Source organism: Mucilaginibacter celer (genome assembly GCF_003576455.2).
GTDB classification, from domain to species: domain Bacteria; phylum Bacteroidota; class Bacteroidia; order Sphingobacteriales; family Sphingobacteriaceae; genus Mucilaginibacter; species Mucilaginibacter celer.
On sequence record NZ_CP032869.1, the window covers coordinates 4448173 to 4467126 of the forward strand.

The 18954-nt window shown below is 43.6% G+C and carries 16 protein-coding genes; 12 read left to right on the forward strand and 4 right to left on the reverse strand.

The window, feature by feature from the left end; all coding sequences use genetic code 11:
* Positions 1 to 61: 61 nt before the first annotated feature.
* A complete protein-coding gene (locus HYN43_RS18020) occupies positions 62 to 2860 on the forward strand; it encodes a S8 family peptidase (RefSeq protein ID WP_119410672.1) in 2799 nt (932 codons plus the stop codon).
* A 359-nt stretch (positions 2861 to 3219) separates the two neighbouring features.
* Here the strand turns inward: HYN43_RS18020 and gyrB are convergent, their stop codons facing one another.
* The gene (gyrB, locus tag HYN43_RS18025; protein WP_119410673.1) at positions 3220 to 5178 is read right to left on the reverse strand and encodes a DNA topoisomerase (ATP-hydrolyzing) subunit B; all 1959 of its coding nucleotides are present in this window, start codon (positions 5176 to 5178) and stop codon (positions 3220 to 3222) included.
* Positions 5179 to 5714: 536 nt separating this feature from the next.
* Between gyrB and HYN43_RS18030 the strand changes: the two genes are divergently transcribed.
* On the forward strand, positions 5715 to 6311 hold the full coding sequence (locus HYN43_RS18030; protein WP_119410674.1) for an OmpH/Skp family outer membrane protein: 597 nt from the start codon (positions 5715 to 5717) through the stop codon (positions 6309 to 6311).
* 263 nt (positions 6312 to 6574) lie between these two features.
* Positions 6575 to 7054, forward strand: a complete 480-nt coding sequence (locus HYN43_RS18035; RefSeq protein ID WP_119411275.1) for a nucleoside deaminase — start codon at positions 6575 to 6577, stop codon at positions 7052 to 7054.
* Between the two features lie 98 nt (positions 7055 to 7152).
* On the opposite strand, the gene HYN43_RS18040 is transcribed toward HYN43_RS18035, so the two are convergent.
* Positions 7153 to 7563 carry an RNA-binding S4 domain-containing protein gene (locus HYN43_RS18040; protein ID WP_119410675.1) on the reverse strand — a complete coding sequence of 137 codons (411 nt, stop codon included), beginning with the start codon at positions 7561 to 7563 and terminating at the stop codon, positions 7153 to 7155.
* A 109-nt stretch (positions 7564 to 7672) separates the two neighbouring features.
* Positions 7673 to 7855: a hypothetical protein gene (locus HYN43_RS18045; RefSeq protein ID WP_162996540.1), complete on the reverse strand. Its 183-nt coding sequence runs from the start codon at positions 7853 to 7855 to the stop codon at positions 7673 to 7675.
* Positions 7856 to 8135: 280 nt separating this feature from the next.
* Here HYN43_RS18045 and HYN43_RS18050 point away from each other — a divergent pair, with 280 nt between their 5' ends.
* From HYN43_RS18050 to miaA, 7 genes are all read left to right on the forward strand, one after another.
* Positions 8136 to 8951, forward strand: a complete 816-nt coding sequence (locus tag HYN43_RS18050) for a 2,3,4,5-tetrahydropyridine-2,6-dicarboxylate N-succinyltransferase (protein WP_119410677.1) — start codon at positions 8136 to 8138, stop codon at positions 8949 to 8951.
* 124 nt (positions 8952 to 9075) lie between these two features.
* Entirely contained in the window at positions 9076 to 10203 is a 1128-nt protein-coding gene (locus HYN43_RS18055) for a glycosyltransferase family 4 protein (RefSeq protein WP_119410678.1), read from the forward strand.
* Entirely contained in the window at positions 10196 to 10765 is a 570-nt protein-coding gene (locus HYN43_RS18060; RefSeq protein WP_119410679.1) for an L-threonylcarbamoyladenylate synthase, read from the forward strand. Before HYN43_RS18055 ends, HYN43_RS18060 begins: the two co-directional genes overlap by 8 nt.
* Positions 10766 to 10915: 150 nt before the next feature.
* Positions 10916 to 11641 carry a hypothetical protein gene (locus HYN43_RS18065; RefSeq protein ID WP_119410680.1) on the forward strand — a complete coding sequence of 242 codons (726 nt, stop codon included), beginning with the start codon at positions 10916 to 10918 and terminating at the stop codon, positions 11639 to 11641.
* A 331-nt stretch (positions 11642 to 11972) separates the two neighbouring features.
* Entirely contained in the window at positions 11973 to 13385 is a 1413-nt protein-coding gene (locus HYN43_RS18070) for a CCA tRNA nucleotidyltransferase (protein WP_119410681.1), read from the forward strand.
* Between the two features lie 40 nt (positions 13386 to 13425).
* A complete protein-coding gene (locus HYN43_RS18075; protein WP_119410682.1) occupies positions 13426 to 14094 on the forward strand; it encodes an IS1096 element passenger TnpR family protein in 669 nt (222 codons plus the stop codon).
* Between the two features lie 334 nt (positions 14095 to 14428).
* Complete coding sequence (miaA, locus tag HYN43_RS18080) at positions 14429 to 15349, forward strand: tRNA (adenosine(37)-N6)-dimethylallyltransferase MiaA (RefSeq protein WP_119410683.1); 921 nt, start codon at positions 14429 to 14431, stop codon at positions 15347 to 15349.
* Between the two features lie 5 nt (positions 15350 to 15354).
* Here the strand turns inward: miaA and rfbA are convergent, their stop codons facing one another.
* Positions 15355 to 16218 carry a glucose-1-phosphate thymidylyltransferase RfbA gene (rfbA, locus tag HYN43_RS18085; RefSeq protein WP_119410684.1) on the reverse strand — a complete coding sequence of 288 codons (864 nt, stop codon included), beginning with the start codon at positions 16216 to 16218 and terminating at the stop codon, positions 15355 to 15357.
* Positions 16219 to 16731: 513 nt separating this feature from the next.
* On the opposite strand from rfbA, the gene cysD reads away from it, so the two are divergent.
* Together cysD and cysN are read left to right on the forward strand one after the other, a co-directional pair.
* Complete coding sequence (cysD, locus tag HYN43_RS18090; protein ID WP_119410685.1) at positions 16732 to 17637, forward strand: sulfate adenylyltransferase subunit CysD; 906 nt, start codon at positions 16732 to 16734, stop codon at positions 17635 to 17637.
* A gap of 55 nt (positions 17638 to 17692) precedes the next feature.
* Positions 17693 to 18949 (forward strand): sulfate adenylyltransferase subunit CysN, encoded by a 1257-nt coding sequence (gene cysN / locus HYN43_RS18095; RefSeq protein ID WP_205589786.1) that lies wholly within the window; start codon positions 17693 to 17695, stop codon positions 18947 to 18949.
* Positions 18950 to 18954 lie beyond the last annotated feature (5 nt).

Here is an 18954-nt window from a genome sequence, read left to right on the forward strand (position 1 = left end):
AAACATTCACAAAAGGGAAGGCTGCAGCTTCCCTTTTGTGGTTTTACCACATCAACCGCCTATGACCAAAACCGTACTTGTTTCGATATTACTTTTGCTATGCTTTAAGCTGTCGTGGTCGCAAAGGCCTATGAGTGATAAAGCTGTTGTGTCGATATACAAAGCACCAATTACCGCGTCTGCGGAATTAGCAGCCGCCAATCAAACCTACCTTGTTAAATTTAATGATCCGCTCCGGGTTCAACATCAATACCATATCCTGAAACGGATCAGCTATAACTATTTCATCATATCTCACTCCCCACAAATAACTACCGATCTTAATGTTAAAGAAATTTCGGCTGCCACTCCCTTATGGAAAGCAGCCGACAACCTTGTAAAAACCTGGCAAAAACATCCGGGAAAAATGCAAACTATCGAAGTTACTACAGCACCATCCGATAGCGCTATCTCCCGGCTAAATGCTATTGGCCAGATAATAAGCCGCAACGGCAACCTTATCCGCATCAACATAAAAAATGAAAACCTGCCCGCATTGCTGCAAAACAACTTTGTATTATTTGCCAACGAAGTACGTAAAGCTCATGAAGAACTTGCTGTAAACGATATCGATCTCGGCATCAACACCATATCGGCCATCCAGGCTACCCAACCCGAAATAACCGGGAAAGGCATCAACGTAGCTATTAAAGAAGACAGGTATGATGATGACCTCGACCTGCTGGGCCGTTCGTTTGCTTCATTCGGCACAGCGGCTTTTACCTCGGGCCATGCTACTACTATGGCAACGCTGATAGGCGGAAACGGCAACTCGTATATTAAAGGCAAGGGGACGGCACCCGACGTAAAATTCACCTCATCAACTTTCGAAAACCTGATGCCTGATAGCGATGCTATTTTTAAAAAATTCAATATCTCCATACAAAACCACTCGTACGGTACAGGCATTGAAAATTATTACGGTACCGAATCTGTTGCTTACGATAAACAGATTTATCAAAACGATTCGCTTGTACACGTATTTTCATCAGGCAACATTGGTACTACGGCCCCGGAAACCGGCATTTACAGCGGCATTAACGGATTCGCCAATCTCTCGGGCGATTTTAAGCAGGCCAAAAATGTTTTGGTGGTTGGCGGCACCGGGCGTACCGGCATTGTGGAAGACCTAAGTTCGGCCGGACCAACGTTTGACGGACGTATTAAACCCGAAATTGTTGCCGATGGCGAAGACGGCACATCGGGAGCAGCCGCCTTAACTTCGGGCGCTGTTGCTTTGCTGCAACAAGCCTATAAAAAACAAACAGGTCATCAACCTTCATCAGCCTTAATAAAAGGTATCCTCATTAATACGGCCGACGAAATTGGCGATACACCCGGCCCAGCTTATAAAACCGGCTACGGCAGCCTGAATGCCCTCGAAGCCGTACGGACTATTAACAACAAACAATTCATCAGCGGCGTAGTAACTAACGCAGGCGCAACCAGCTATCAAATAACCGTACCCGATAGCTGTAAAGAACTAAAAGTAACCCTGGCCTGGAATGATGCCCCGGCCGATGTAAACACCAGTAAGGCATTGGTGAACAACCTTGACCTTTCGGTTACTACCCCGGGCGGCCAAACCATTTTACCCTGGGTGCTAAGTAGCTTCCCTTCGGCAGATTCGTTAAAAGCCCCTGCTTCACGAAAAATTGATACCATTAATAATGTAGAGCAGGTAACATTAAGCACACCATCGGCAGGCGCTTACACCATACATGTTAAAGGCAGCAGGGTAACAACGGCAAAACAGCAATTCGATATAGCTTATCGCAGCATTATCACCAACCATTTCGAGTGGATCTACCCTTCAGCAAATGACCAGCTTTTTGCCGATGATGATAATTACCTGCGCTGGCAAAGTTCATTTACAGATACGCAGGGTAAAATAAGTGTGAGTTACGATAATGGCACAACCTGGCAACAGCTTACAAACGCCCAATTAAAAAACAGATATTACACATGGCATAGCCCGGATATTTTTACCAAAGCAATACTTAAAATGCAGATCGGTCAGCAAACTTATTACAGCAAGCCGTTCAGCACTTCGCGCCCGTTGGTTTTAAATGTTGGCTATAATTGCACCGATGGCACTTTGTTGCAATGGCATCCGCAACCGGGCAACAAGGGTTATACGGTTTATATCATTAAAAATAACCTGCTGCAAAAGCTTGCAACCACTGCCGATACCCTGATGATTATTCCGGCATCAAACCAAACCTCGGTATACTACGCGGTGAGCGCCGCCGGGGATGGCTTTGAAGGGATAAAAAGCTATACCATTAATGTTACTACGCAAGGCGTTGGCTGCTATGTAAAAACATTACTGGCCAGCATTGTTAACAATACCGCGGTGCTCAACCTGGATTTAGGCAGTTCATTTAACCTTAAAACAATAAGCTGGGAAAAATTGACCGCCCCCGGTACTTTCACAACCTTAGCCACCGTACCGGTAAGTTCTGCTACAAATTATCAATATACCGATAGTAACCTTAAACAAGGCAAGCAAACCTATCGCGCCAAATTGACAACAGTTAACGGCACCATCATCTACTCCAACCCGGCCGATGCCACTTACCTGCAACCTCAACAATTTGTAATTTACCCCAATCCGGTTGCCGATAAACTCAACATCCTGAGCGGCGATCTTAACAATTATCAGATCAAGCTATATAGCGTTGATGGCAGGTTAAATATCACCCAAAACTTTAATGAGTTGCAGAATAGCATCCCGGTAAGGCTTGTATCCGGCGTGTATGTTTATGTGATTGAGTTGAATGGGAAGGTGATTTATAATGGGAAGCTGGTTAAGATTTAAAGTATATTAGTCAACAGAAAGGCTGCACCAGAGGTGCAAAAGCTTTGTAGAAATGAAATAGGTCAAATTTTGGGTGTGCCAGAGGTACACAACCTCCGATGTTCCGTACCTCTGGCACGGCTAACCAGGCTGAATACTTTACTACAAAGCTATTCTCCCTCTGGGAGATTTTTGAGATGGAAACATTTTGTGCTGATATTGTCGAAACATGATGCCCCCGGCTGTATAACATATGTCATCCACTACTTAAAAAGGACAATATCTTCTTACAATCAACCTCCAACAAAAAAGCCTGTTCCTCAAAAAGAAACAGGCTTAAAAAATATCAACCATCCCTCTCCCTTTAGGGGGCCGGGGGCTTACGAATCTATCTTGGCATATTTAGCGTTACGCTCAATAAATTCGCGGCGAGGGGCTACTTCATCACCCATCAGCATGCTGAAGGTGTGATCGCACTCGGCGGCGTTTTCGATGGTGGCACGTTTTAAGGTACGGGTTTCGGGGTTCATGGTGGTTTCCCAAAGCTGGATGTCATTCATCTCACCCAAACCTTTGTAACGTTGTACGTGTACGCTATCTTCTTTACCGGCACCTTTAAGGCGCTGTATAGCGGCATCGCGCTGTACATCGTTCCAGCAGTATTCGTGCTCCTTACCTTTTTTTACCTGGTAAAGCGGCGGCGAGGCGATGTACACATAACCAGCCTCAACCAGCTCCTTCATGTAACGGAAGAAGAAGGTTAAGATAAGCGTGGTAATGTGTGAACCGTCCACGTCGGCATCCGTCATGATGATAATTTTATGGTAGCGGAGCTTGGTTAAGTTGAGCGCTTTATCATCCTCAGGCGTACCTCGGCTCACGCCCAGGCCGGTGAACATATTTTTGATCTCTTCGTTTTCGTAAATTTTGTGCTCCATGGCTTTCTCCACGTTCAGGATTTTACCACGCAGTGGTAAAATAGCCTGGTACTCGCGGTTACGGCCCTGTTTGGCGGTACCACCCGCCGAGTCACCTTCCACAAGGAATAACTCGCAAAGGGTTGGATCGCTGTTGGCACAATCTGATAACTTGCCCGGTAAGCCCGAACCGGTCATCACGCTTTTGCGCTGCACCATTTCGCGCGCTTTACGGGCGGCGGCACGGGCAGTAGCGGCAAGGATCACTTTATTTACAATAAGGCGGGCCTCTTTAGGGTTTTCTTCCAAAAAGTTACCTAAAATTTCGCCAACGGCTACGTCAACCGCGCCCATTACCTCGTTATTCCCTAATTTACTTTTTGTTTGACCTTCAAACTGCGGCTCCTGTACTTTTACAGAAATAACGGCTGTTAAACCTTCGCGGAAGTCATCGCCGCTAATTTCAACCTTCACGTTTTTCAGCAAACCTTCTTTATCGGCATAAGCTTTTAAAGTACGGGTTAAACCGCGGCGAAAACCCGCAACGTGGGTACCGCCTTCGATAGTATTGATATTATTTACATACGAAAAAACGTTTTCGCTGTAGGTATCGTTGTATTGAAGGGCAAGTTCAACCGGGATCCCGCCTTTATTGCCGTCGACATAAATCGGCTCGGGAATGATAGAGGTACGGGTACCATCTAAAAACTTCACAAATTCGCGCAGCCCGCCTTGTGAGTAAAACTCCTCACTGCGGAAAGTGCCGTCTTCTAAAGTTTCGCGCTCATCGGTTAAGCTCAGGCGGATGCCTTTGTTCAAAAACGAAAGCTCGCGTAAACGGGCGGCAAGGGTATCGTATTTATATTCGGTAGTGGTGGTAAAAATCTCCGGGTCTGGCTGAAAGGTTTGGATGGTACCGGTTTTATCCGATTCGCCTATCGCTTTCACATCAAACATCGGTTTACCACGCTCATACTCCTGGGTAAAGATCTTGCCTTCACGGTGAACTAACGTGCGCACATGGGTTGATAGCGCGTTAACGCAACTTACACCCACACCGTGCAAACCGCCCGATACCTTGTAAGTGTCCTTATCAAACTTACCACCGGCGTGCAAAACGGTCATTACAATTTCGAGTGCCGATTTACCTTCTTTGGTATTGATGCCAGTTGGGATACCACGGCCGTTATCTGATACGGTAATGGAGTTGCCAACATGTATAGTAACTTTTATATCATCGCAGTAACCGGCAAGGGCCTCATCTATTGAGTTATCAACCACCTCATATACAAGGTGGTGCAAGCCTTTAACGCCCGTATCGCCTATATACATCGAAGGGCGCTTGCGCACCGCTTCCAAACCTTCTAAAACCTGTATATTATCTGCTGAATAATTGGATTTGTCCTGAATTTCTTCGCTCATATTTATTTAATGAAACAATCTTCAAAGTTACGAAAATTACCCCGTATTAACGATTAATTGTGGATAAAAGTACGGTTGTGGAGAGTTGTCTGAACGAGGGTTATCTGAATCAGAATTTGCAGAATTTTAGAATTTGCAGGATATTCTGAACCGGGATTTGGGGAGATTTTCAGGATTTTTAGGATTTGATTTGCGGGCTATTCCCTTAGTTGTCTGAACCGGAATCATCGAATTAAGGAATAACCAGAATTTTAAAGCGCTAAGCAAATTCTATAAATTCTTCCATTCGATAAATTCCGGTTCAGACAAAATCATCGAAATCAACGCAATCAAAAACCATCAACGGTCAAAATCGGTGTAATCAAAAATTAATCGGTGTAATCCCAAAAAACAAAATCGGTGTAATCAAAAATCAATCGGTGTAATCCCAAAAAACAAAATCCGAAATCGAACATCCGAAATCCGAAATCATTAGGATACTTGTAATGAAAGATTATCTTTGTCAAAATTTTATAATATTTTTCAGATTGAGTATAATGAAAACCAGTGCTTCAGTTTTAACCAAACTTACTTTAGGATTAGCAATTGCAGGTAGCATTGCCGCCTGTTCTCAAAATAAAACTGCCGATAAACCGGCTGCTGCAACCACTACAGCAACACCTGATAAAGAAACGATAGTTTACGTAAACTCGGATACTTTACTAAACAAATACGAATACTTTAAAGATCTTTCAAAACGCCTGGAAGATAAAGGTAAAGCCTCGCAAACCGATATCCAAAACCGCGCCCAGGCCTGGCAGCGTGAGGTTGCTGATTACCAAAAAAATGCTGCTACCATGCCGGCCGATCAGCGCCAGGCTACAGAGCAGCGTTTAACCCGTAAAAAACAGGAGTTAGATGGTTATTCGCAAAATGCAGGTGCCGAGTTCCAAAACGAACAAGCTTCAGAAAATGCCAAATTGTACGATAAAATTGCCGACTTTGCGAAAATTTACGCTAAAGAAAAAGGTTACAAAATGGTTTTAACCTACTCAAAAGCAAACCCAACCGTATTGTTTGGTGATCCAAGTTTAGATGTTACCCTTGATGTGGTAAAACGCCTTAACGAAGCTTACGCTAAAGACAAAAAATAATATCGATTTGAAAATTTGAAGATAAGGCGATTAGAAAATGGCCTGTCATCTGCAGATTATCAAATTGTCAAATTTTAAAATGAAAACCTCAACTTCGGTTGGGGTTTTTTATTTTTAGAGAGGATGATGATTTGAAAATTGGGCGATTTGAAAATTTGAAAATGATTTTGCCAGCTTTAAGTTTTAAGTAAGGCAATCATCTCATGTTCAAATTTTCAAATTATCACATTTTCAAATTGCCTTATTTTCAAATTAAAAAATGTATGGAAAACACGGCACACGAAAAATTTATGCGCATAGCTATTGAGCTTGCCGAGGATAATGTAAAGCGTGGAATGGGAGGGCCGTTTGGTGCCGTAATTGTAAAGGATGGGATGATTATAGCCCGAAGCGCCAACCGTGTAGTGCCCACAAACGACCCTACAGCACATGCCGAAGTTTCGGTGATTCGCCTGGCCTGCCAGGAGTTGGGTACCTACAGCCTGACCGGTTGCGAAATTTATACCAGCTGCGAGCCCTGCCCCATGTGCCTTGGCGCTATTTACTGGGCACGCATTGATAAAATTTACTACGCTAACACCAAGACCGATGCCGCCGCCATAGGTTTTGACGATCATTTTATTTACGATGAACTGGAAAGCGCAATGGAAAACCGCAAGCTCCCCTTTCAACAGCTACTGCGTGATGAGGCGATACAGGCTTTTAAACTTTGGGAGAGTACCGAGCACAAGGAGCATTATTGAACTGTCTGAATCAGAATTTACAGAATTTTAAGATTTTCAGAATAAGAGCATAGAATAACTTTTCATTCTGCTAATTCTAAAATTCTGTAAATTCTGATTCAGACATCTTCTTCCTCTGTTTCAAAAAAATTATCCTTCAAATCATCAATCTCACGCCTGTCGGCTTTTGTTGGCCTACCCGTGCCCCTATCCCGTTTAAGTATAGGCGCGTGAAACATGGATTTGAAAGCCTGGGTTTGTTCAACCGGGGTTATATCTTCATAAAAACCAACAGCAGTTTTGGCATCAACCCTGTTTTCGAGCAGGCCGGTTACTTTTACCACTTTGCGCTCGATACCTTTGGCAACGTTGTAAACATCGCCTAACTTAACCTCGTACGATGGTTTGATGTTTTTGCCGTCCAGCTTTACACGGCCTGCCTTACAGGCATCAGCCGCAAGCGTACGGGTTTTAAACAGGCGGATAGCCCACAGGTATTTATCTATTCTGAGTTTTTCTTTTTCGGGCATACCGATAGTGCAATTAAATATTTCCAATACAAAGGTAATAACCCTTATCAATTAATAACGGTTTTACATTGTTTGAACATATCATCGCCCAAAAACGACAAAAAGGTGGTTACTTAGGCAAATCCCTTTTTATAAACTTATGGTACAGGTATTCCATATAACCAACGCTAACATAATCGGGAAATTTCCAGGTGGGATAATATTTTCGTTGAATGTATTTTACAATGGTGAAAAATATAATTCCTAAAATAAGCAAGAGCGCTATACCCAACAGGGTAACAGCAAAAACCATCAGGGGGGTCATAGTTTTAAAGGGGAATAAATTAGGGGTTAACAGTATAAATTAATAAGTAAAATTAATTAAAATTTCGCTTCAATTAACTTATACGGACTGCTATTATGTATTGTTTAACTTTTTAACTAAAGTTCAACGCTTTACCCATTTTTTTCAGCTGATAATTGCTGCCGCTTAACTTATAATGAGGTATGGTATTACCGTAAACTCCATTCTCTTTAAAATCAACCATAATTCCCTAAAAATCCTTTAATTTGCCAAAAGTTTAATTTTACCAATGCAAGATCTTAAAAAACTGATTGAAGAGGCCTGGGAAGACAGGAACCTGCTTAATTTTAATGAATACACCAACGCTATCGAAACCGTTATTGAGCGATTAGATAAAGGCGAGATTCGTGTGGCCGAACCGCTGGGTTCACGCTGGCACGTAAACGAGTGGATTAAGAAAGCGGTTGTTTTGTATTTCCCTACCAGGCAGATGGAAGAAATTAAAACCGGTCCGTTTGTGTTTCATGATAAAATGAAGCTTAAAACCGATTACAAACAAACCGGCGTACGTGTTGTACCTCATGGCATTGCCCGTTACGGCGCGCACCTGGCCAAAGGCGTTATCATGATGCCATCGTACGTAAACATTGGCGCTTATGTTGATGAAGGCACCATGGTTGATACCTGGGCTACCGTAGGTTCATGCGCGCAAATTGGCAAACACGTACACCTGAGCGGAGGTGTTGGCATCGGCGGCGTTTTGGAGCCATTGCAGGCTGCACCGGTAATTATTGAAGATAACTGCTTTTTAGGCTCACGCGCTATTGTGGTTGAAGGCGTACATGTTGAACACGAAGCCGTATTAGGCGCTAATGTGGTATTAACCGCATCAACCAAAATTATTGATGTAACGCACAGCACCCCGGTTGAATATAAAGGCCGTGTCCCTGCCCGTTCGGTAGTGATCCCGGGCTCGTACACCAAAAAATTCGCGGCCGGCGAGTACCAGGTGCCTTGCGCCCTGATTATCGGCACCCGTAAAGAATCGACCGATAAAAAAACATCATTAAACGATGCCCTGCGTGATAACAACGTAGCCGTTTAATTAAGTCTGAAGTCGTAAGTTTAAAGTCATAAGTGATGGTTAGGTAAATTTCCGAACTATTGCTTGTGACTTTAAATTTTAGCGAGCGACTTAGAACTTAAAACTTCCGACTTAAGACTTAAACATGAAGATAGGATACGATGCCAAGCGCGCTTTTTACAATAATACCGGCTTGGGCAATTACAGCCGCTGGCTTATTAAAAGTATTGCATCGATCGATCCGGCAAATGCGCTTTATCTTTACACACCAAAAGCCAAAGCCAATTCCCGGCTTAATTTTATTGGCGATTATCCCAATATCCATACTGTAATGCCCAAAAGCAAATGGTTTACATCGTTTTGGCGGAGCAAGGGGATTGTTAAAGATTTGCTGCGCGATGATATTGAACTTTACCATGGACTGAGCCATGAGTTACCATCGGGCATTGAAAAAACAGGCATCAGATCGGTAGTAACCGTACATGATCTGATATTTATGCGGTATCCGAAACAGTTCGGTCCGGTTAATTATCGCATTTACCTGGCTAAGGTAAAACATGCCTGTAAGGTGGCCGATAAGATCATCGCCATCAGTCAAAAAACCAAAGACGACCTGGTGGAGTTGCTGGGCATCAACCCTGAAAAGATCGAAGTGATTTACCAGGGCTGTGATCTGGCTTTCGCTGTTGAGCAAACTACAGAGCAAAAATCGGCAGTAAAACAAAAATACAACCTACCAGATACTTTTATACTAAGCGTTGGCACTATTGAAGAGCGTAAAAACCTGCTGTTACTGGCTAAAGCTTTAAATAGCGTTAACAATAGCATCCCTGTTGTAGTGGTTGGCAAACAAACCAAATATACTGAGGAAGTAAAAGCTTACCTCGCCGCCAATAACCTCACCAACAGGGTAATATTTTTAAAAGATGTTACCTTTGCCGAGTTACCGGCCGTTTATCAGTTGGCAACTGTATTTGTTTATCCTTCGAGGTATGAAGGTTTTGGCATCCCGGTGTTGGAATCGCTAAATTCGGGTGTACCGGTAATCGCAGCCACAGGTTCATGCCTTGAAGAAGCCGGCGGGCCAGACAGCATGTATGTTAACCCTGATGATGATAAAGACCTGGCTGCAAAAATAAACCGGGTACTTGCCGATGACGAATTGAGGCAAACCATGATAACCAATGGCCGCGCTTATGCAGCCAATTTTACTGATGATAAACTAAGTTTGCAATTACTGCAACTTTACCAAAATATTTTGAACCATGCTTAAAGACGAAGTAGCCAAGGCGCTGAAAGTTGTACAGGAAGGCGGCATTATCCTTTACCCTACCGATACCATCTGGGGTATTGGTTGCGATGCCACCAATACCGAAGCCATCCAGAAAATATATCGCCTGAAACAACGCGACGAAGCCAAAAGCATGATCATTTTGCTGGATACCGAAAACAAGCTGGAAAGCTATATTGCTGAAGTTAACCCGCTGGCTTACGACCTGATTGAATACGCCGAAAACCCTTTAACATTGGTGATGCCGGGCGCTAAAAATATTTCGCCTGCTGTTATCGCTGCCGATGGTAGTGTGGGCATCAGGGTAGTGAAAGATATGCCTTTTTGCCAGCAGTTGATTCAGCGATTACGTAAACCTTTGGTTTCTACTTCTGCCAATATCAGTGGCAAAGCCTCTCCACAATATTTTTCGCAGGTTGATCTGGAAATTATTGATGGGGTTGATTATGTGGTTGATCTGGAACAGCATAGCAAGGAGATTAAAACGCCATCTACCATTATGAAGCTGGCTCCGGATGGCAGGTTTGAGTTTTTGAGGCGGTAATTTTGATTGCGGACATCGGATGTTCGATTTCAAATTTGCTTAAAATACATTTTTGATCTTGCGTTTGTTTGCAACGAGCGCAAGGAAAACAATTACAAATTCGAAAGCTATTCGCTTAGAGCATATATTTGTTGTATTAACCTAAGCATAATGATCAGTTTAATTAAATTGTTTAAATACCTGGCAGAAACTGATGATGCAGAAGTATTGAAAGCTTATTATGAAAAATGTAATGATAATTTAAAAGAATTAAATAAACGAAGTAATTGGTTATCTCAATTTATTTTACTGCTATCAGTGCTTTGTTTATTTCCGAGAAACTTTACTACAATAAAGTTTCTTGATATTGATTTCGACTTCAATCTGATTCATCTCATAACTCCAACCTTATTGAGCTACCTTATATTTGAATGGTTGATGGTTGCCAGAAGACGTAGAGATTTAATTGTTACTATCCAACAGCTTACCTATAAAATTTTCAAGATCAATCCAGAGGAAGACGAAGCAATATTTCCTGCATTCAATCCAAACACCTTAAACATTATGCCTTTTTCCATTATGAATGAGGCTTCGAATATTGAACGTAAAAACAAATTTAATCTATATATCATACGAGCAGCTATCTTATGCATGCCGATGTTTTTGATAACCATTATAATTATATCCATTATTTCATCTATTAAATCATATCATTTAGAAGCCAGATTCATTTGGCCCACTACAATTGAAGACTTTATCGATACTATTAGTTTATACTTTTCAATTACTACCTGCCTTTTGTTTATAATTTGGATTGTCTATTATTATATAACCGAGTGCAAGCATCTTTCAGAAATTAAAAGATTAGCAAATCAACAAAACGCCCAAATAGATTAAAAAAAGTCCCCTCGCTTTTCATTTTCAACTTCGGACACACTTTGCCTGTAGTTTACCAGGAAAATCGCTTTTAGAGTACGTGGCTCTTACGGAGCCGGGAAATATCTATTTATTTGCTATAAACACGATACCCCGCTGGGGTGTTTTTATAACTCCGTTAGGAGTTTCGTGTTTATAGCAATATTTCAGGAACTATGAATGGCTCCATAGGAGCCTCGTGTAATCCAACTTGCTTTAAAAGCGATTCCCTGCGTAGTTTACAACTACAGCATGCACTATCCCCAATTAATCTTACCTTTGTACCCTTATTAGCGTTTTAAAGCATCAAACCATGCAGCAGCATCTTAAGCATCCCGTATTTTCTGTTATTTCCCGGTTGGCGGGCCAGCAAAATGTACAGGCTTATGCCATTGGTGGTTTTGTGCGCGATATTTTTTTAAACCGCCCCTCAAAGGATATTGATATCGTAGTCATCGGCAACGGCATCGATTTTGCCGAAACGGTAGCCAAAACGCTAAAGGTTAAACTTGCGGTGTATAAAAACTTCGGCACGGCATCGCTCAAATACCAGGACCTGGAAATTGAGTTTGTCGGCGCCCGCAAAGAATCGTACCGCCGCGACTCGCGCAAACCCATTGTGGAGAACGGAACCCTTGAAGACGATCAAAAACGCCGCGATTTCACCATCAACGCCCTGGCCATCTCTTTGCACCCCGATACCTATGGCCAACTGCTCGATCCGTTTAACGGCATCCAGGATCTGGAGAACAAACTGATCCGCACACCGCTCAACCCTAACGAAACGTTTTCGGATGATCCGTTGCGCATGATGCGGGCCATCAGGTTTGCTACCCAGCTCAATTTTAAAATTGATGATATAGCCGTAGAGGCTATCAAAACTACGGCCGACAGGATCAGCATTATCTCGCAGGAACGTATTACCGACGAGTTGAATAAAATCATCCTGTCGCCTGTGCCGTCCATCGGTTTTAATTATTTGTTTGATACCGGGCTTCTCCATAAAATCTTCCCGCAAATGGTTGCCCTTTACGGGGTTGATTATATTGATGGCAAAGGCCATAAAGATAACTTTTACCATACCCTGCAGGTGTTGGATAACATTTGCGAAACTACGCCCGATTTATGGTTGCGCTGGGCAGCCATTTTACATGACATCGCCAAGCCTGCCACCAAACGTTTTGAGCCCGGCCACGGCTTTACATTTCATGGCCATGAGGATAAAGGAGCCCGTATGGTGCCCAAAATTTTCGCGCAGCTAAAACTGCCGCTTAACGAAAAAATGAAGCAGGTGCAAAAGCTGGTGCAACTGCATTTGAGGCCTATTGTACTGGCGCAATCTATCGTTACCGATTCGGCCGTGAGACGTTTACTTTTTGAGGCAGGCGATGATATTGAGGGGCTGATGCTGTTGTGTAAAGCAGACATCACCACCAAAAACGAGTATAAGATCAAAAAGTATCGTAACAATTTTGAACTTGTTCAACAAAAATTAAAAGATGTTGAAGAGCGCGACAGCATCCGCAACTGGCAGCCGCCCGTTACAGGTAACGATATCATGACCATATTTGGCTTAAAGGAAGGCCGCGAGGTTGGCATTATTAAAAACCACATCCGCGAAGCCATACTGGAGGGCGATATACCTAACACCCGCGAAGCCGCGTTAAGCTTTACAATTGCCAAAGGTTTAGAAATTGGCTTAAAAGTTGTGGCTGACACAAATTAAATTAAAACACTATTTTTGTCCAAAATTTCTACAATAAACAATGGCACTATACAGGTTCAGGGTTACTTTTGAAGACTATGATGACGTTACGAGAGAGATTGACGTTAAATCGAACCAAACTTTCGAAGATCTTCACCGCGCAATTCATCAGTCAACCGGCTACAGCCCGGAATATTCTTCATCATTCTATATCAGCAATGATCAATGGACAAAAGGTGAAGAAATAACTTTTATGCCCAACCAAAGGCGCATTGACCGTGGGGTGGCCTTAATGGGCAAAGTAAAGCTATCAAGCTATATTGACGATCCTCACCAGAAATTCTATTACACTTTCAATTTTGATCGCCCGTTTGATTTTCATGTTGAATTATTGAAGATCATATTAGATGAAAAAGCAGGTACTACCTATCCTTTGGTTGTAAAATCGGTTGGCGAGGCACCAAAACAATTTGGTAATGTATTTAACCCAACCGTGTTGCCGCCAACTACCGAAGATTTCGACTTTTTGAACGAGATGGCATTCAACCCTGAAGATGCCGAAGATTTTTCGGAAGTTACCGATACCGACGAACTGCCGGGAGAAAAACCAAGTAGCGGCCACGATGATGAAGAGGAAGAAGACGATGAGTTCAGCAATGAATTCAGCGACGATGAAAACTACGATGAGGATGAAAGATCGCATCGTGGCGGCAGCAGCGATGACTATTAGTATCGACAATAAATAATAACACTTCGTCATTGCGAGTAAGTAAAAGCCGATGCCCCTGAATGAGTATATGACATTAGGCGGGATGGCATGCCACCCTTAGCAAATAAAAGCCCACGCCTCTGAAGGAGTATATGACATGAGGCGGGTGGGCCTGTCACTCTGAGCCTGTCGAAGAGTCGCGCGCAGAGGCCCTGCCCACCACACTTCGACAGGCTCAGCATGACACCCATTTTTAACTTCGTCATTGCGAGGTACGAAGCAATCCCCGATCAGCAGAGCCGCTCTGTATTGTTCGCGATTGCTTCGTACCTCGCAATGACGCTTTTATAGGTATATGCAGCATTCTCATCAACCCACCCTCATTGTAGTTGCCGGCCCTACTGCCGTAGGCAAAACTGCTGCCGCTATCAAGCTGGCCCAACACTTCAATACCGTTGTGGTATCTGCCGATTCGAGGCAGTTTTTCAGGGAGATGAGTATCGGCACAGCCAAGCCCGATGCTGATGAACTTGCCGCCGCCAAACATTATTTTATTAATTCACATTCGGTAACCGAAAGCTTTTCGGTAGGCGATTTTGAACGGGAGGGTTTGGTGCTTTTGGATGAGCTTTTTAAAACCTATGATAAAGTGATCCTTGCGGGCGGATCGGGCCTGTACATTAAAGCCATTTGCGAAGGTTTTGATGAGTTACCCGTAGCCGATGCCGAAACACGCGATAAGCTAAACCTCGAATTACAGGAAAAAGGAATATCCGCTTTACAACAACGCCTCAAAGAGATTGATCCGGATTATTATGCAGAAGTAGACCTGAACAATCCGCAGCGGCTGATCCGCGCGTTAGAGGTTTTTGAAACATCGGGCAAACCCTTTTCGTCTTTCCGTAATGCCACCATTAATCAAAGGCCTTTCGATATCATCAAGTTGGCGTTGGATATGCCCCGCGAAAAACTATACGAGCGGATTAATTTGCGCGTAGATATCATGGTAAAGCAGGGATTAATAGAAGAGGTGAAGTCGCTTCTGCCCTATCGGCACCTTAACGCCTTAAATACAGTAGGCTATTCGGAGGTGTTTGATTATTTTGATGGAAAGAGTACGCTTGAAGAAGCAATCGCCATGATTAAACAAAATACCCGCCGCTTTGCCAAGCGGCAGCTTACCTGGTTCAGGCGCGATCAGGATTTTATTTGGTTTGATGCCGGTGCCCCGGATGTTATCGACCAGATGATCAAAACTATCGAAACACCGGCATAAACTTCTTATTGCGGCAGTAAGCTTTGCAAATATTTGCCGTAACCGCTTTTGATATATTTCTCTACCAATACCCCCAACTGGGCATCATCAATAAAACCACGACGGTAGGCTACTTCTTCAATACAACCAATTTTGGTCGACTGGCGTTTTTCAATTACCCGTACATACTCGGTGGCATCGCTTAATGAATCAAAAGTACCGGTATCCAGCCAGGCGGTACCTTTATCCATTACGCCAACGTGCAGGTTGCCCTGCTCTAGGTAAAACTTGTTTACATCCGTAATTTCATATTCACCACGGGGGGATGGTTTCAAATCTTTAGCAATCTGGATAACTGAGTTGTCATAAAAATACAGTCCCGGTACAGCGTATTTTGATTTTGGCTGCAGCGGTTTTTCTTCGATAGATAATGCTCTGAACTCGGCATCAAACTCAACTACACCATAACGTTCAGGATCGGCTACGTGGTAGGCGAAAATAGCCGCTCCATCTACATCGTTAAAGCCGCGAATCAGTTCGGCAAAGCCGGTACCGTAAAATATGTTATCGCCCAATATCAGGGCTACTTTATCATCGCCAATAAACTCCTCGCCTATTACAAAGGCCTGGGCAAGCCCGTTGGGTTTTTCCTGTATGGCGTATTCAAATTTACAGCCCAGCTCAGTACCATCGCCTAAAAGGCGTTTAAAACCAGGATTATCTTCGGCTGTGGTGATAATCAGGATCTCTTTAATATCGGCCTGCATTAAAACCGATAGCGGATAATAGATCATCGGCTTATCATAAATAGGCATTAGCTGTTTACTGATGGCCCGGGTTATAGGGTATAAACGTGTTCCCGATCCTCCCGCTAAAATAATTCCTTTCATAAAATAGAATATAGGTTTTGTATGATGATGTGTAAACGGACCTTATTAGTGTTATTGCCTAAAATTATTAAATACTTTCAGCTTAAGTAAATATTTTTTCAGCTTAATGGTTTACGTAAAATGGGGGTGTATTGTTTGATTTGGTACGGGTAATTCTACAACAACTACATTGTTAAACCGGAGTATTAAACCGCTTTTAAATACGAGGCACCTACGGAGCCAAAACCCATTTTATTTTTGGCTATAAACACGGTACTCCTACCGAGTGTTGGAAAGCAGCACGAAACTCCCACGGAATTATAAAAATACCCCGTAGGGGTATCGTGTTTATAGCATTAATCATCTCCCTGAATTGGGCTCCATAGGAGCCGCGTATAAACCGTTAGTTCAAAACCCATCTCTTGTTAAATTCCAATTACATAGCACTATAATTAACCATAATTGTGTATAATTGCAGTTCAATCGCTAAAATCTACTATTTAGGTGGAATTAGCAGGGTACTCATAGCTAACAATGCATAAATATTATCTTACTCATCTGCAGGAACTGGAGTCGGAAGCCATTTACGTTATCAGGGAAGTGGTTGCACAGTTTGATCGTCCTGCCATATTATTTTCGGGCGGTAAAGACTCGATAGTGGTTACTCACCTGGCCAAAAAGGCTTTTTGGCCTGCCAAAATACCCATGCCGCTTATCCACATCGATACCGGCCATAACTTTCCCGAAACGATGGATTTCAGGGATAAACTGGTTGAAAACCTCGGCGTACAATTAATTGTAGGTTCTGTTCAGGAGTCGATAGATAAAGGCCGTGCAGTTGAAGAAAGCGGCATTAACGCCAGCCGTAACGAGTTACAGATAGTAACCCTGCTGGATACCATCGAAAGCCATAAAATTGATGCTGCCATTGGCGGTGCCCGTCGTGATGAGGAGAAAGCCCGTGCTAAAGAGCGCTTTTTCAGCCATCGCGATGAGTTTGGCCAGTGGGATCCTAAAAACCAACGCCCCGAGCTGTGGAACATTTTTAACGGCCGCAAGCGCATGGGCGAACACTTCCGTGTATTCCCGATCAGTAACTGGACTGAGATGGATATCTGGAATTATATCCTGCAGGAAAACATTGCCATCCCATCATTATACTTCGCACACCAGCGTGATGCCGTATACCGCGACAATACCTGGCTGCCTGCATCCGAGTTTTTGCAGCTGCGCGAAGGCGAAAGCATCGAAAACAAACTGATGCGTTTCCGTACTTTGGGCGATATAACCATTACCGGCGGCATCGAATCGGACGCGGATACGCTGGAAAAAATCGTTGCCGAAGTATCGGCCACCCGCAGTACCGAGCGTGGTAACCGCAGCGATGATAAACGCTCGGATACATCGATGGAAGACAGGAAGAAACAAGGTTATTTTTAAAATTTGATCAGTAAGTCTTTGGATGATCTTCATTCAAAGCACAACATATCACCACATGGAATTATTACGTTTTACTACAGCCGGCAGTGTCGACGACGGGAAAAGCACCCTGATAGGGCGCCTGCTGTACGATTCAAAATCCATTTTTGAAGACCAGATAGAGGCTGTAAAAAAATCGAGCGAACGCAAAGGCCTGCAACACGTTGATCTTTCGTTACTAACCGACGGCCTGCGTTCAGAGCGCGAGCAGGGCATCACCATCGATGTGGCCTACCGCTACTTTGCCACCCCGAAACGCAAATTTATTATTGCCGATACCCCGGGCCATATTCAATACACCCGCAACATGGTTACCGGCGCATCAACTGCCAATGTTGCTTTGGTATTGATTGATGCCCGCAAAGGCGTGGTTGAACAAACCTGCCGCCACTCGTTCATAGCATCATTGCTGCGCATACCGCACATTGTGGTTTGCGTAAATAAAATGGACCTGGTTGATTACAGCGAAGAAGCCTTTAACAAAGTAGTTGAACAATACACCGATTTTGCCAGCAAGCTTGATGTTAAAGATATCCGCTTTATACCTATCAGCGCGCTTGCGGGTGATAACGTGGTAAACGAATCGGAATATATGCCCTGGTATACCGGTACAAGCCTTTTGCATACCCTCGAAACCATCCACATCGCCAGCGATGAGAACCACGCGGATGCCCGTTTCCCGGTACAAACCGTGATCCGCCCGCATGCTGATGAATATCATGATTACCGCGGTTATGCCGGTCGTATTGCAGGTGGGATCTTCAGGCCGGGCGATAAAATTACCGTATTGCCATCGGGTTTAACCTCGGCTATTAAATCCATCGATACCTATTCGGGGCCGGTGGAGGAAGCTTTTGCCCCTATGTCGGTTTCTATTACACTCGAGGATGATATTGACGTAAGTCGCGGCGATATGATTGTAAAAAATGAAAGCGAACCGGAAGTAAGCCAGGACCTGGATGCAATGATTTGCTGGATGGCCACCCGCGCACCACGCCCCGGAGCAAAATACTATCTTAAAACCACTACCCGCGAGGTAATGGCTATCATTAAAGAAGTCTATTATAAACTTGATATCAATACCCTCGAAAAAAATGAGGAAAACACCGATATCAAAATGAACGAGATGGTGAAGATCCGCCTAAGGACAACACAGCCTGTAGTTTTTGATGAATACAGTAAAAATCGCATCACAGGCTCACTGATATTGGTTGATGAATCGACCAACGAAACGGTGGCCGCAGGCACATTCGCAGCCCCCCCCGCCCCCTGAAGGGG